The sequence below is a fragment of the Volucribacter psittacicida genome (genome assembly GCF_004339025.1).
GTDB lineage: Bacteria > Pseudomonadota > Gammaproteobacteria > Enterobacterales > Pasteurellaceae > Volucribacter > Volucribacter psittacicida.
The window spans coordinates 469,744-482,584 of the sequence record NZ_SMFT01000002.1 but is presented as its reverse complement, the minus strand read 5'-3'; the positions used below and the strand labels follow the sequence as shown (position 1 = coordinate 482,584).

Sequence of the window (12,841 nt, the reverse complement as noted above, 5' to 3'; positions counted from 1 at the left end):
GCGATGGCGAAACTGCATGATTACTACAGAGATACAGTAGTGAATGAATTAAAATCAAAATTCAACTACAAATCTGTCATGCAAGTCCCACGAATCGAAAAGATAACCCTGAATATGGGTGTGGGTGAAGCATTGACCGACAAGAAATTGCTAGATAACGCAGTAGCGGATTTAGCAGCAATCAGCGGTCAAAAACCTTTAGTAACTAAAGCTCGCAAATCTGTTGCTGGCTTTAAAATCCGTCAGGGATATCCAATCGGTTGTAAAGTGACCCTACGTGGTGAGCGTATGTGGGAATTTTTTGAACGATTAATCTCTATTGCTGTTCCACGTATCCGTGATTTCCGTGGTTTAAGTGCGAAATCATTTGATGGACGTGGTAATTATAGCATGGGTGTGCGTGAACAAATCATCTTCCCTGAAATCGATTATGATAAAGTGGATCGTGTACGTGGTTTAGATATTACTATTACTACTACGGCGAAAACTGATGAAGAAGGTCAAGCACTACTTGCTGCCTTTAACTTCCCATTCCGTAAATAAGGCAGGTTATAAATGGCTAAACAATCAATGATCGAGCGCGATTTAAAACGTGCTAAATTAGCTGAAAAATTCTACGCTAAACGTGTTGAATTAAAGAAAATTATTTCAGATGTGAACGCCTCTGACGAAGATCGTTGGAATGCGGTGTTAAAGTTACAAACTTTACCACGTGATTCTAGCCCAAGTCGTCAGCGTAACCGTTGCCGTCAAACTGGACGTCCACATGGTGTGTTACGTAAGTTTGGTTTAAGTCGTATTAAAGTCCGTGAAGCTGCGATGCGTGGTGAGATCCCGGGCCTTAAGAAAGCAAGTTGGTAATTTACCACTTTATTTTGGAATCGGAGTAAAAGCACATGAGCATGCAAGATCCAATCGCAGATATGTTGACTCGTATTCGTAACGGTCAAGCTGCGAATAAAGTTGCGATCAACATGCCTTCCTCCAAGCTAAAAGTGGCTATCGCCAATGTATTAGCGGAAGAAGGTTATATTGAGAGCTTTAAAGTATTAGAAGGTGTAAAACCTGAGTTGGAAATTACATTAAAATATTTCCAAGGTAAACCAGTTGTAGAAAGCATTCAACGTGTAAGCCGTCCTGGTCTTCGTATTTATAAACGTAAAGACGAATTACCAAGAGTAATGGGTGGTTTAGGTGTTGCTGTAGTATCTACATCTAAAGGTGTGATGACTGACCGTGCAGCTCGCCAAGCGGGTTTAGGCGGTGAGATTATCTGTTACGTAGCTTAATAGAAGAGGTAGGAAATGTCTCGAGTTGCTAAAGCACCCGTTAATATTCCTGCCGGCGTAGAGGTAAAACTCGACGGTCAGCTATTAACGGTAAAAGGTAAAAATGGCGAGTTATCTCGCAAGATTCATAATGCAGTTGAAGTAAAACAAGATAATGGTGCATTAACGTTTTCTCCTCGTGAAGGCGTGGTAGGTGCAGATGCACAAGCAGGAACTTCACGTGCATTAGTTAATGCAATGGTTATTGGTGTTACTGAAGGTTTCACTAAGAAATTACAATTAGTAGGGGTAGGTTACAGAGCTCAAGTTAAAGGTAATGCAGTAGCTTTATCTTTAGGCTATTCTCACCCTATTGAACATACTTTGCCTGCGGGGATTACTGCAGAATGCCCATCACAAACTGAAATTGTTTTAAAAGGTATTGATAAACAATTAATCGGTCAAGTGGCAGCAGATATTCGTGCTTATCGCCGTCCTGAGCCTTATAAAGGTAAAGGGGTACGCTATGCTGATGAAGTGGTGCGTACAAAAGAGGCTAAGAAGAAATAATTAAGGTAACACTATGGATAAGAAATCAGCTCGTATCCGTCGTGCAGCACGTGCACGTCATATGATGAGAGAACAAGGAGTAACTCGTTTAGTTATTCACCGTACTCCTCGTCATATCTATGCACAAGTGATTGCACCAAACGGTTCAGAAGTGCTTGCCGCTGCTTCAACTGTTGAGAAAGTAATTAGTGAGCAAGTAAAATATACCGGAAATAAAGATGCTGCTGCAGTAGTGGGTAAAACTGTTGCTGAGCGTGCATTAGCGAAAGGCGTAAAAAGCGTAGCTTTCGATCGTTCTGGTTTTAAATATCATGGTCGTGTCCAAACGTTAGCGGACGCTGCCCGTGAAGCTGGTCTACAGTTCTAATAGAGGTAATTTGAGATGGCAAGCATCGAAAAACAAACTGGTGAACTGCAAGAGAAGCTAATCGCGGTGAACCGTGTATCAAAAACTGTAAAAGGTGGCCGTATCATGAGCTTTACTGCTTTAACAGTAGTAGGTGATGGTAATGGTCGTGTAGGTTTTGGTTACGGTAAAGCTCGTGAAGTTCCGGCAGCTATCCAAAAAGCGATGGAAAAAGCACGTCGCAATATGATTAACGTAGCTTTAAATGAAGGGACATTACAACACCCTGTTAAAGGTACTCACACTGGTTCTCGTGTATTTATGCAACCAGCGAGTGAAGGTACTGGGATTATCGCAGGTGGTGCAATGCGTGCAGTATTAGAAGTAGCAGGCGTTCGCAACGTTCTTTCTAAAGCGTACGGTTCAACCAACCCAATCAACGTTGTTCGTGCAACTATTGATGCACTAGCAAATATGAAATCACCAGAAATGGTTGCTGCAAAACGTGGCAAAACTGTTGATGAAATTTTGGGGTAATTGACTATGGCAAAAACTATTAAAGTAACACAAACTCGTAGCTCAATTGGTCGTTTACCAAAACATAAAGCTACGTTACGTGGTCTAGGTCTTCGTCATATTCGTCATACCGTTGAATTAATTGATACCCCTGCGGTACGCGGTATGATTAACCAAGTTTCATACATGGTTAAAGTGGAGGAGTAATAGATGCGTTTAAATACTCTATCTCCGGCTGAAGGTGCTAAGCATAGTGCTAAGCGTTTAGGTCGTGGTATTGGTTCAGGTTTAGGTAAAACTGGTGGTCGTGGTCATAAAGGTCAAAAATCTCGTACTGGTGGCGGTGTTCGTCGTGGTTTCGAGGGTGGTCAAATGCCTTTATACCGTCGTTTACCAAAATTTGGTTTTACTTCAATGAAGTCAGCGGTAACTGCTGAAGTTCGTTTGAATGACCTAGCCAAAGTAGAAGGTAATGTAGTCACTTTAGATTCATTAAAAGCTGCGAATGTTATTACTAAAGATATTCAATTCGTTAAAATTATTTTAGCGGGTGAAGTGAAAGGTGCAGTAACAGTTCGTGGATTACGTGTAACTAAAGGAGCTAAAGCAGCGATTGAAGCTGCTGGCGGTTCAATTGAGGAATAATTGACAAATGGCTAAGCAACCAGGTTATCAAAATAGAAGTACTCAAAGTGGTACAGGTGAATTGAAACGCAGACTTTGGTTTGTGTTAGGAGCGCTTATTGTTTTTCGTATAGGCTCTTTTATTCCCGTTCCTGGTATTGATGCAGCCGTTTTAGCTCAATTGATTGAACAACAAAAAGGCACCATCATTGATATGTTTAATATGTTCTCTGGTGGTGCATTGAGCCGAGCATCAATTTTTGCATTAGGGATCATGCCGTATATTTCGGCATCGATTATTATACAATTATTGACAACGGTCCACCCAGCATTAGCTGAATTAAAGAAAGAGGGAGAGGCAGGTCGTCGTAAAATTAGCAAATATACACGCTATTCGACTTTAGGCCTTGCGACCATTCAAGCCATAGGTATTTCAACGGGTTTACCAAATATGTTACCTGGTTTGGTACCAAATCTTGGATTTGGTTTTTATTTTACTGCGGTCATTAGCTTAGTAACAGGAACAATGTTCCTTATGTGGTTAGGCGAACAAATTACAGAACGCGGTATTGGTAATGGTATTTCTTTAATTATTTTTGCGGGTATTGTGGCTGGGTTACCATCTGCAATTGGTCAAACTATTGAGCAGGCTCGTCAAGGACAAATGCACGCATTAGCATTATTATTAATTGCAGTGATTGTATTTGCGGTAACTTATTTTGTGGTCTTCGTTGAAAGAGGACAAAGAAGAATCAAAGTTGAATATGCTAAACGTCAACAAGGTCGTCAGATTCTTGGTGGACATAGCAGTCATTTACCATTAAAAGTAAATATGGCTGGTGTTATTCCTGCTATTTTTGCTTCAAGTATTATTTTATTCCCCGCGACTTTAAGCCAATGGTTTGGACAAGGAGCGAGTGCGGATTGGTTAACTGACTTATCTATGTTATTAGCACCTGGACAACCTCTGTATATGATATTATATGCAGTATCAATTATCTTCTTTAGTTTTTTCTATACAGCGATGCAATATAATCCGCGTGATACCGCTGATAACTTGAAAAAATCTGGTGCATTTATACCTGGAATTAGACCCGGTGAGCAAACATCACGTTACATTGATAAAATTATGACTCGCCTAACATTAATTGGCGGTCTATATATTACATTTGTATGTTTGATTCCTTACATTATGATGTCAGCTTGGAATGTTCAGTTTTATTTTGGCGGAACATCTCTCTTGATTGTCGTCGTGGTAATAATGGATTTCATCGCTCAGGTTCAAAGTCATCTTATGTCGACTCAATATGAATCTGCGTTGAAAAAAGCAAACCTTAAAGGTTTTGGGCAATAGTAATATTGTCTTTTGATAGAAAAAGGGATAAGCAATGAAAGTTCGTGCTTCCGTGAAGAAATTATGTCGTAACTGTAAAGTTGTTAAACGTGAAGGGGTTGTACGTGTATTATGTTCAGACCCTAAACATAAACAACGTCAAGGTTAATTGAAATATTTTCTTGCAAAGAACCAGCTGAGCGGATATACTGCTCAGCTCATTTATGTCCTTGATATACTGTTTGAGTATCCTGAAACGGGCTTTTCAAGATCAGTATATCAAATTAGTTAAAATATAGGAGTGCATAGTGGCCCGTATTGCAGGCATTAACATTCCTGATCATAAACACACTGTGATCGCATTAACTGCTATCTATGGTATCGGTAAAACCCGAGCACAACATATTTGTGCGGCAACGGGAATTGCTGAGAATGTTAAGATCAGTGAATTGTCTGAAGAGCAGATTGATAAACTGCGTGACGAAGTTGGTAAATTTACTGTTGAAGGTGACTTACGTCGTGAAGTAACACTTAACATCAAACGTCTATTAGATTTAGGATGTTATCGTGGTTTACGTCATCGTCGTGGTTTACCGGTGCGTGGTCAACGCACTAAAACTAACGCGCGTACCCGTAAGGGTCCTCGTAAACCGATCAAGAAATAGTCGGGGTAATATAAATGGCTAAAACACCAGTTCGTACACGTAAACGTGTAAAAAAACAAGTTGTAGATGGCGTGGCTCATATTCATGCCTCTTTCAATAACACAATCGTTACTATTACTGATCGTCAAGGTAACGCTCTAGCATGGGCAACAGCTGGCGGTTCAGGTTTCCGTGGTTCTCGTAAATCTACACCGTTTGCTGCACAAGTTGCTGCAGAACGTTGTGCCGAAATGGTAAAAGAATTCGGCTTAAAGAACTTGGAAGTTATGGTGAAAGGACCAGGTCCTGGTCGTGAGTCAACTATTCGTGCATTAAATGCAGCGGGTTTCCGTATTACGAATATTACTGATGTGACTCCGATTCCTCATAACGGTTGTCGTCCACCGAAGAAACGTCGTGTTTAATGGCGTAATAGGATAGTTGGAGAAAGAAAATGGCAAGATATTTGGGTCCTAAGCTCAAGCTGAGCCGTCGTGAAGGTACCGATTTATTCCTTAAATCAGGTGTCCGCGCGATTGAGTCAAAATGTAAAATTGATACAGCACCAGGTCAACACGGTGCTCGCAAACCACGTTTGTCTGATTATGGTAGTCAATTACGTGAGAAACAAAAAGTTCGTCGTATCTATGGCGTATTAGAGCGTCAATTCCGTAACTACTATAAAGAAGCAAACCGTTTAAAAGGTAACACAGGTGAAAACCTATTAGTGTTGTTAGAAGGTCGATTGGATAACGTTGTTTATCGCATGGGATTTGCTGCAACTCGTGCAGAAGCTCGCCAATTAGTGAGCCATAAAGCGATTGTTGTAAATGGTCGTGTTGTGAATATTCCATCTTTCCAAGTTTCTGTTGATGATGTTATTTCAGTGCGTGAAAAATCTAAAAAACAAGCTCGTATCAAAGCATCATTAGAATTAGCAGAACAAAGAGAAAAACCAACATGGTTAGATGTTGATGCTGCTAAAATGGAAGGTGTTTTCAAACGTGTTCCTGAACGTTCTGATTTATCAGCAGATATTAACGAACATCTGATCGTCGAGCTTTACTCTAAATAATAGTTAAAGTTTCGCGCAGCAAAGAGAGGATAAAATGCAGGGTTCTGTTACAGAATTTTTAAAGCCACACTTAGTAGATATTGAACAAATTAGTTCAACTCATGCTAAAGTGATCTTAGAGCCGTTAGAGCGTGGATTTGGTCACACATTAGGTAATGCATTGCGTCGTATTCTTTTATCTTCAATGCCGGGTTGTGCCGTAACTGAAGTTGAGATTGATGGCGTATTGCATGAGTATAGTAGTAAAGAAGGTGTTCAAGAAGATATTCTTGAAGTGCTTTTAAACTTAAAAGGCCTAGCGGTTAAAGTACAGAATAAAGATGATGTTTTATTAACATTGAGCAAATCTGGCATTGGCCCTGTTGTTGCAGGTGACATCATTCATGATGGTGATGTTGAGATCGTAAATCCTGAGCATGTAATTTGTCATTTGACTGACGAGAACGCATCAATTCAAATGCGTATTCGTGTACAACGTGGTAGAGGCTATGTTCCTGCTTCTGCTCGTGTTCATGCTCAAGATGAAGAGCGTCCTATTGGTCGTTTATTGGTAGATGCTTGTTATAGCCCAGTAGATCGTATTGCTTATAATGTAGAAGCAGCTCGTGTTGAACAACGCACTGACTTAGACAAATTAGTAATTGAATTGGAAACTAACGGCACTATTGATCCAGAAGATGCAATTCGTCGAGCAGCAACGATTTTAGCAGAGCAACTTGATGCATTCGTTGATTTGCGCGATGTTCGTCAGCCTGAAGTTAAGGAAGAAAAACCGGAATTTGATCCGATTTTACTACGTCCTGTTGATGACTTAGAGTTGACAGTTCGTTCTGCTAACTGTTTGAAAGCAGAAACAATTCATTATATCGGTGATTTAGTACAACGCACAGAAGTTGAATTATTAAAAACACCTAACTTAGGTAAGAAATCTCTTACTGAAATTAAGGACGTTTTAGCTTCGCGTGGGCTATCACTAGGTATGCGCCTTGAAAATTGGCCACCAGCAAGCATTGCTGAAGATTAGGTCATTTAGGTTAAGATTTTTCTGAGAAGGATAAGATCATGCGCCATCGTAAGAGTGGTCGTCAACTAAACCGTAATAGTAGCCATCGCCAAGCGATGTTCCGTAATATGGCAAGTTCATTGGTGACTCATGAGATCATCAAAACAACTTTACCTAAAGCGAAAGAATTACGCCGTGTAGTTGAGCCGTTAATTACTTTAGCAAAAGTAGATACTGTGGCAAATCGCCGTTTAGCTTTTGCTCGTACTCGTAACATTGATGTTGTTACAAAATTATTTAATGAATTAGGTCCACGTTTCGCACAACGTGCAGGTGGATATACTCGCATTTTAAAATGTGGTTTCCGTGCAGGCGATAATGCACCAATGGCATACATTGAATTAGTTGATCGCCCAGAAGTAGCAACTGAAGCCGCTGCGGAATAATTCTGATCATAAGGATAAAAACCTGCCTAAGGCAGGTTTTTTTATGCGTGTTTATCTTTAAAGTTAAGATTGCACTTAATGTGAAAGAATAATAACTCATAAAGTGCGGTCGTTTTTATAAAAAATTTATAGACCCATCAACTTATAGTTGTTCAATTTAAAATAAGATAAGGCCACCAACTTCAAAGTAATACGATATATTGATTATGTAGCAATAATTCGTTTTGTGTACATAAATTTCTTTTAGGGTTTCAACTCGCTTTAATGTATGATAACCAACATTTTTAAGCATAACTAAGATAAAAATAATGAACAAATTTAATGCTCATAAACAGCTTGATGCCATAGGGCTTCGTTGTCCAGAACCTGTGATGTTAGTACGAAAAACTATTCGGCAAATGCAGGAAGGCGAAATTTTACATATTACTGCTGATGATCCGGCAACAACGAGAGATATTCCGAGTTTTTGTCAATTTATGGATCATACTTTGCTAAATCAACAAACTGACACTTTACCTTATCAGTATTGGATTAAGAAAGGAATTTCTTGATCTTGTTTTGGTATATACCTTAATTTTTTTCAAAACCTACCGCACTTGTATTTTTAAGTTGAAATTATTATCGTCTCATATAAACAAAACATCGCTAGTTTTTTGTAGACGAACTGATAAAATACATCGCTAATATGTGAAAAGGATCAAAGAAAATGAAACAAAAAGTGGTGTTAGCAACCAGTAATCAGGGCAAAGTCAAAGAAATGGCTGATGTGTTAGCCGAATTTGGTTTTGAAGTCATTGCCCAATCGGAACTCAATATTGAAAGCCCTGAAGAAACGGGCTTAACTTTTGTGGAAAATGCGTTATTAAAAGCACGCTATGCGAGCGAAGTGTCGGGATTACCTGCGATTGCCGATGATTCTGGCTTAGTGGTTCCCGCATTAGATGGCGAACCAGGATTATATTCTGCTCGCTATGCTGGAGTAGAGGGCGAGTTAGCGGATCAGCATAATCGCCAAAAATTATTGCAAAAAATAACTGCACTTACTGATGAACAACGACAAGCGAAATTTGTGAGTTGTATTGTGATGTTACAGCATGCAAAAGATCCCTCGCCGATTATTGCGGAGGGAGAATGTGTGGGGACAATTTTAACCGAAGAAAAGGGCAATAATGGCTTTGGTTATGACAGTCTATTTTTTAGCCCAGAACTCAATGCCAGTTTTGCCGAAGTGGAAACCTGTGAAAAGAAAAAAATTTCGCATCGTGCCAAAGCCTTGCAAGAACTAAAACAAAAATTAAGCCAAAAATCAATTAGGTAATGCTGTGTTAACACTTCCGCCGCTGAGTTTGTATATCCATATTCCTTGGTGTGTACAAAAATGCCCTTATTGCGATTTTAATTCACACGCACAAAAAGGCGAAATCCCTGAGCAACAATATCTTTCTCATTTGCTCAAGGATTTACAGGCGGACTTACAAGATTTTTCCGCCAGTATTCAACAACGCCCCTTGCAGTCCATTTTTATTGGCGGCGGCACACCTAGCCTATTTCAGGCAGAAAGTATCGCCTACCTATTGGCACAAATTCAACAAATGATCCCCTTTAGCCCACAAATTGAGATTACCCTTGAGGCAAACCCTGGCACAGCAGAGGCAAGCCGTTTTATTGGTTATCAGCAAGCAGGTGTAAACCGCATTTCAATGGGGATTCAAAGTTTTGCCGATGACAAATTGCAAAAATTAGGACGTATTCATAATAGCCGTGAAGCAAAACAAGCGGTACATTATGCCCAACAGGCAAGGTTGCGCAGTTTTAATTTAGATTTAATGCACGGCTTGCCCGATCAAACCCTTGAACAAGCTCTTGATGATTTACAACAAGCCATCGCCCTAAATCCCCTGCATCTTTCTTGGTATCAACTGACCATTGAACCAAATACTATGTTTGCTTATCGTCCGCCGCCCTTGCCTGACGACGATGAATTATGGGCTATTTTTGAACAAGGTCATCAATTATTAAGCCAAGCAGGCTACCAACAATACGAAACCTCCGCCTATGCCAAAGCGGGTTATCAATGCCAACACAACCTCAATTATTGGCGATTTGGCGATTATCTTGCCATTGGTTGTGGGGCACATGGCAAGCTTACCTTTCCTACTGGCGAAATTCTTCGTTATAGCAAAACCAAACACCCTAAAGGCTATATGCGAGGCGAATACCGCTATGAACAAAAAAATATTGCAGAAATCGACCGCCCTTTTGAGTTCTTTATGAACCGTTTTCGCCTACTTGAACCGACACCAAAAACGGACTTTGAACAATTTACAGGTTTATCCCTAAACAAAATCCAGCCTCAAATCCAATGGGCAATGGATCAACAATATTTAATTGAAACCGCCTCTCATTGGCAAATTACCACTCACGGCAAATTATTTTTAAATGATTTGTTGGAAGGGTTTCTCGCTTAAAACTTATTTTTATTAATTCTTATATAGAAAAGATAATTATTCTTATCGCAATCGGTTGCAATAAGTAAACTTCTGTTAGTTTATTATGTTAAAGAAAAGTTAGCGGGGGGGGGGGTAAAAGTCTTAATATCCTGTTAATAACTTGTTGCTAGTCGTGTATATTGTGTCGAATTTTTCTCAAACTTAAACATAGTTTAAAGAATATTAGCTGTGGTTTTTGTTTTTTATTTTAGTTCAGCATAGTATTTGCGAGGTATAAATGCTTTCCGTTAAGAAATTTATTATTGTATTTTGTTATCTTTTATTAACAGGTTGTACGGTTCAGAGCCTGACTTGGGATAATACGGAATCTTTGATTTATCAAACAGACGTTCCTAAAGATAAAGCATCAATTATCGTTTATCGTGAGTTACAAGCAATAGAAGGTAATGCGGTTAATATTTATATTAATGGTGAATATTTAACCTCATTACAACCTAACGCATATTCTCAATATAATGTTTGTCCTCATAGTCAAAGATTATATAGCGAGTTTACTGGTAATGATCCTGGTTATAAAAATAAAGCTAAACTAGGTAGTTATTATGACTTAGGCGAAAATCAATTAAATTTCTTCAAAGTTATCAATCTTAATGGACATCCTACATTGCAAGCTGTTTCCGAGCAGCAAGCAAAGGTTGAGCTTAAACAAATTCCAAAACAGGTAAATACACTACCACGAGTAGAAGAAAAAAATTGTGAAAAAATTAAACATTATAATTTATCTGCTTCAGCATTATTTGCTTTCAATAGTGGTAATAGAATTATTCCTTATGGTGAACAAGAGATCGCTAAAATTGCAGAAGATATAAAGCTTAATCAGTTAAATGTGAATTATATTGAAGTAATTGGTTATACCGATCCAGTTGGTAAAAGCAGTTATAACAAAACATTGTCATTACAAAGGGCTGAAACGATTAAATCTGTTTTAGTTCAAAATAATATTTCCGCTTCAATCATTAAAACAGAAGGAAGAGGCGCTGAAAATCTTCTCGTCGCACATTGCGATCGTCAATATCCGCAAAATAAAGCTAAACAAAATGAATGCAATCAACCAAATCGCCGAGTAGAGGTGATCTTACATTTAGCAAACTCTCATTAATTTTAAAAGAATATTAATTTAAGGAAATTGTATTATGACAAAGAGCATTACATTAAAAATCAATTCAAGCAAAGATACAATTAAAACGATTAAGCTAGAAAAAAACCAACAAGTAAAAATTCAAGCACAAGAAAAAGTAAATTATCAATTTATTGATGATGAAACGGAATTTGCCCCAGAAAATATTATGATCAAACGAGAGGGCGATGATCTTTTAATTGCCTTTGAAGGGACAGAAATTGAAACACCAAACTTAATTATTGAAAATTATTATCAGGTTGAGAGTGATAATTTATTAATTGGTCAATATGAAAATGGTGAGATTTATCCTTATGTACCAGAAAGTGGTTTAAAAACCGATGCGGTAACGGAATTATCAGAAAGTACATCGGCAGGACAGGCTTTAGGTGGAGAACCTATCAAAGCGGTTTGGGCTATATCACCTTGGCTATTAGCTTTAATTCCATTAGCGGGTATTGGTATTGGGGCTGCGGCAAAAGGGCATAGCAAAAAACATAACGAAGATACGCCGAATACGCATATCGATACTAAAGTGCCAAGCATTACCGTGGACGCGCCAGATCTGACTAATGACAACACCCCAACCATTACCGGGACAACGGATGCGCCAGTGGGCTCAACGGTGACGGTAACCATTACGGATAAGAACGGTGATACACAAACCGTGACAACCACCGTGAAAGAGGGCGGTAGTTATGAAGTGGAGGTGCCAGAAGCCTTGCCAGAGGGTGAGTATAAGGTAACAGTAGAAGTGACCGATCCTGCGGGCAATAAGGGTGATAACAACGGTAAAGGCACCATTGACACCACAGCTCCGACGGTGACGATTAGTTTAGACAAGATCGCCGGCGATGATGTGGTTAATAAAGCGGAATCAGAAGGCGATATTACCATTACTGGTGAAGTGAGCGGTGAGTTTAAAGCTGGGGATACGGTAACGGTGAGTGTGGATGGCAACAGCTACACCACCACCGTGGATGCAGAAGGGCATTTCAGTGTTGAAATCCCAGGTAGCGTATTAGCAGGTGCAGGCACTCCGACGGTGACAGCCAGCATTCGCACCCAAGACAGTGCGGGTAACCCAGGCAGTGGCAGCACAAGCCGTGACTATACGGTGGATGTGACTAAACCAAGCATTACGGTCGAGGTCCCAGAGAACACCAATGACAGCACCCCAACCATTAAAGGGGAGACCGATGCACCAGCAGGCTCAACGGTGACAGTGACCATTATCGATAAAGAGGATAAGACACAGACAGTGACCACCACGGTGAAAGAGGACGGCAGCTATGAAGTGGAGGTGCCAGAAGCCTTGCCAGAGGGTGAGTATAAGGTAACAGTAGAAGTGACCGATCCTGCGGGCAATAAGGGTGATAACAACGGTAA

General features: G+C 39.7%; 20 protein-coding genes. All 20 read left to right on the top strand.

The window, feature by feature from the left end; all coding sequences use genetic code 11:
• Positions 1-3: 3 nt before the first annotated feature.
• Positions 4-543: a 50S ribosomal protein L5 gene (rplE, locus tag EV694_RS05605; RefSeq protein ID WP_132690380.1), complete on the top strand. Its 540-nt coding sequence runs from the start codon at positions 4-6 to the stop codon at positions 541-543.
• Positions 544-555: 12 nt separating this feature from the next.
• Positions 556-861 (top strand): 30S ribosomal protein S14, encoded by a 306-nt coding sequence (gene rpsN / locus EV694_RS05600; protein WP_132690378.1) that lies wholly within the window; start codon positions 556-558, stop codon positions 859-861.
• Between the two features lie 35 nt (positions 862-896).
• Entirely contained in the window at positions 897-1,289 is a 393-nt protein-coding gene (gene rpsH / locus EV694_RS05595) for a 30S ribosomal protein S8 (protein ID WP_132690376.1), read from the top strand.
• A 15-nt stretch (positions 1,290-1,304) separates the two neighbouring features.
• Complete coding sequence (gene rplF / locus EV694_RS05590) at positions 1,305-1,838, top strand: 50S ribosomal protein L6 (RefSeq protein ID WP_132690374.1); 534 nt, start codon at positions 1,305-1,307, stop codon at positions 1,836-1,838.
• Positions 1,839-1,851: 13 nt separating this feature from the next.
• Complete coding sequence (rplR, locus tag EV694_RS05585) at positions 1,852-2,205, top strand: 50S ribosomal protein L18 (RefSeq protein ID WP_132690372.1); 354 nt, start codon at positions 1,852-1,854, stop codon at positions 2,203-2,205.
• Between the two features lie 15 nt (positions 2,206-2,220).
• The gene (gene rpsE / locus EV694_RS05580; RefSeq protein WP_132690370.1) at positions 2,221-2,721 is read left to right on the top strand and encodes a 30S ribosomal protein S5; all 501 of its coding nucleotides are present in this window, start codon (positions 2,221-2,223) and stop codon (positions 2,719-2,721) included.
• A gap of 6 nt (positions 2,722-2,727) precedes the next feature.
• On the top strand, positions 2,728-2,907 hold the full coding sequence (gene rpmD / locus EV694_RS05575) for a 50S ribosomal protein L30 (RefSeq protein ID WP_132690368.1): 180 nt from the start codon (positions 2,728-2,730) through the stop codon (positions 2,905-2,907).
• Between the two features lie 3 nt (positions 2,908-2,910).
• Positions 2,911-3,345, top strand: a complete 435-nt coding sequence (rplO, locus tag EV694_RS05570; protein ID WP_132690366.1) for a 50S ribosomal protein L15 — start codon at positions 2,911-2,913, stop codon at positions 3,343-3,345.
• A gap of 7 nt (positions 3,346-3,352) precedes the next feature.
• Positions 3,353-4,678 (top strand): preprotein translocase subunit SecY, encoded by a 1,326-nt coding sequence (gene secY / locus EV694_RS05565; RefSeq protein WP_132690364.1) that lies wholly within the window; start codon positions 3,353-3,355, stop codon positions 4,676-4,678.
• A 34-nt stretch (positions 4,679-4,712) separates the two neighbouring features.
• Positions 4,713-4,826, top strand: coding sequence for a 50S ribosomal protein L36 (gene rpmJ, locus EV694_RS05560; RefSeq protein ID WP_005543607.1), 114 nt, complete (start codon positions 4,713-4,715; stop codon positions 4,824-4,826).
• 139 nt (positions 4,827-4,965) lie between these two features.
• Positions 4,966-5,322: a 30S ribosomal protein S13 gene (rpsM, locus tag EV694_RS05555; protein WP_132690362.1), complete on the top strand. Its 357-nt coding sequence runs from the start codon at positions 4,966-4,968 to the stop codon at positions 5,320-5,322.
• A gap of 14 nt (positions 5,323-5,336) precedes the next feature.
• Entirely contained in the window at positions 5,337-5,726 is a 390-nt protein-coding gene (rpsK, locus tag EV694_RS05550; protein WP_132690360.1) for a 30S ribosomal protein S11, read from the top strand.
• A gap of 29 nt (positions 5,727-5,755) precedes the next feature.
• The gene (gene rpsD / locus EV694_RS05545) at positions 5,756-6,376 is read left to right on the top strand and encodes a 30S ribosomal protein S4 (RefSeq protein ID WP_132690358.1); all 621 of its coding nucleotides are present in this window, start codon (positions 5,756-5,758) and stop codon (positions 6,374-6,376) included.
• Positions 6,377-6,410: 34 nt separating this feature from the next.
• Positions 6,411-7,400 (top strand): DNA-directed RNA polymerase subunit alpha, encoded by a 990-nt coding sequence (locus EV694_RS05540; protein ID WP_132690356.1) that lies wholly within the window; start codon positions 6,411-6,413, stop codon positions 7,398-7,400.
• 38 nt (positions 7,401-7,438) lie between these two features.
• Positions 7,439-7,825, top strand: a complete 387-nt coding sequence (rplQ, locus tag EV694_RS05535; protein WP_132690354.1) for a 50S ribosomal protein L17 — start codon at positions 7,439-7,441, stop codon at positions 7,823-7,825.
• A 308-nt stretch (positions 7,826-8,133) separates the two neighbouring features.
• Entirely contained in the window at positions 8,134-8,376 is a 243-nt protein-coding gene (gene tusA, locus EV694_RS05530) for a sulfurtransferase TusA (protein ID WP_132690352.1), read from the top strand.
• 155 nt (positions 8,377-8,531) lie between these two features.
• Positions 8,532-9,143: an RdgB/HAM1 family non-canonical purine NTP pyrophosphatase gene (gene rdgB / locus EV694_RS05525; RefSeq protein WP_132690350.1), complete on the top strand. Its 612-nt coding sequence runs from the start codon at positions 8,532-8,534 to the stop codon at positions 9,141-9,143.
• Positions 9,144-9,147: 4 nt separating this feature from the next.
• A complete protein-coding gene (gene hemW / locus EV694_RS05520; RefSeq protein ID WP_132690348.1) occupies positions 9,148-10,293 on the top strand; it encodes a radical SAM family heme chaperone HemW in 1,146 nt (381 codons plus the stop codon).
• Between the two features lie 259 nt (positions 10,294-10,552).
• The gene (locus EV694_RS05515; RefSeq protein WP_132690346.1) at positions 10,553-11,434 is read left to right on the top strand and encodes an OmpA family protein; all 882 of its coding nucleotides are present in this window, start codon (positions 10,553-10,555) and stop codon (positions 11,432-11,434) included.
• A 34-nt stretch (positions 11,435-11,468) separates the two neighbouring features.
• A partial coding sequence (locus tag EV694_RS10885; RefSeq protein WP_165865501.1) for an Ig-like domain-containing protein occupies positions 11,469-12,841 on the top strand: 1,373 nt, incomplete at its 3' end.

Excerpts from the sequence above, each read along its gene's own strand:
- rplO (WP_132690366.1), top strand. The coding sequence starts at position 2,911 with ATGCGTTTAAATACTCTATCTCCGGCTGAAGGTGCTAAGCATAGTGCT.
- secY (WP_132690364.1), top strand. The coding sequence starts at position 3,353 with ATGGCTAAGCAACCAGGTTATCAAAATAGAAGTACTCAAAGTGGTACA.
- rplR (WP_132690372.1), top strand. The coding sequence starts at position 1,852 with ATGGATAAGAAATCAGCTCGTATCCGTCGTGCAGCACGTGCACGTCAT.
- rpsD (WP_132690358.1), top strand. The coding sequence starts at position 5,756 with ATGGCAAGATATTTGGGTCCTAAGCTCAAGCTGAGCCGTCGTGAAGGT.
- rpsN (WP_132690378.1), top strand. The coding sequence starts at position 556 with ATGGCTAAACAATCAATGATCGAGCGCGATTTAAAACGTGCTAAATTA.
- EV694_RS05515 (WP_132690346.1), top strand. The coding sequence starts at position 10,553 with ATGCTTTCCGTTAAGAAATTTATTATTGTATTTTGTTATCTTTTATTA.
- rplF (WP_132690374.1), top strand. The coding sequence starts at position 1,305 with ATGTCTCGAGTTGCTAAAGCACCCGTTAATATTCCTGCCGGCGTAGAG.
- rpmD (WP_132690368.1), top strand. The coding sequence starts at position 2,728 with ATGGCAAAAACTATTAAAGTAACACAAACTCGTAGCTCAATTGGTCGT.
- rplE (WP_132690380.1), top strand. The coding sequence starts at position 4 with ATGGCGAAACTGCATGATTACTACAGAGATACAGTAGTGAATGAATTA.
- rpsE (WP_132690370.1), top strand. The coding sequence starts at position 2,221 with ATGGCAAGCATCGAAAAACAAACTGGTGAACTGCAAGAGAAGCTAATC.
- rpsH (WP_132690376.1), top strand. The coding sequence starts at position 897 with ATGAGCATGCAAGATCCAATCGCAGATATGTTGACTCGTATTCGTAAC.
- rdgB (WP_132690350.1), top strand. The coding sequence starts at position 8,532 with ATGAAACAAAAAGTGGTGTTAGCAACCAGTAATCAGGGCAAAGTCAAA.
- rpmJ (WP_005543607.1), top strand. The coding sequence starts at position 4,713 with ATGAAAGTTCGTGCTTCCGTGAAGAAATTATGTCGTAACTGTAAAGTT.
- tusA (WP_132690352.1), top strand. The coding sequence starts at position 8,134 with ATGAACAAATTTAATGCTCATAAACAGCTTGATGCCATAGGGCTTCGT.
- rpsK (WP_132690360.1), top strand. The coding sequence starts at position 5,337 with ATGGCTAAAACACCAGTTCGTACACGTAAACGTGTAAAAAAACAAGTT.
- EV694_RS05540 (WP_132690356.1), top strand. The coding sequence starts at position 6,411 with ATGCAGGGTTCTGTTACAGAATTTTTAAAGCCACACTTAGTAGATATT.
- rplQ (WP_132690354.1), top strand. The coding sequence starts at position 7,439 with ATGCGCCATCGTAAGAGTGGTCGTCAACTAAACCGTAATAGTAGCCAT.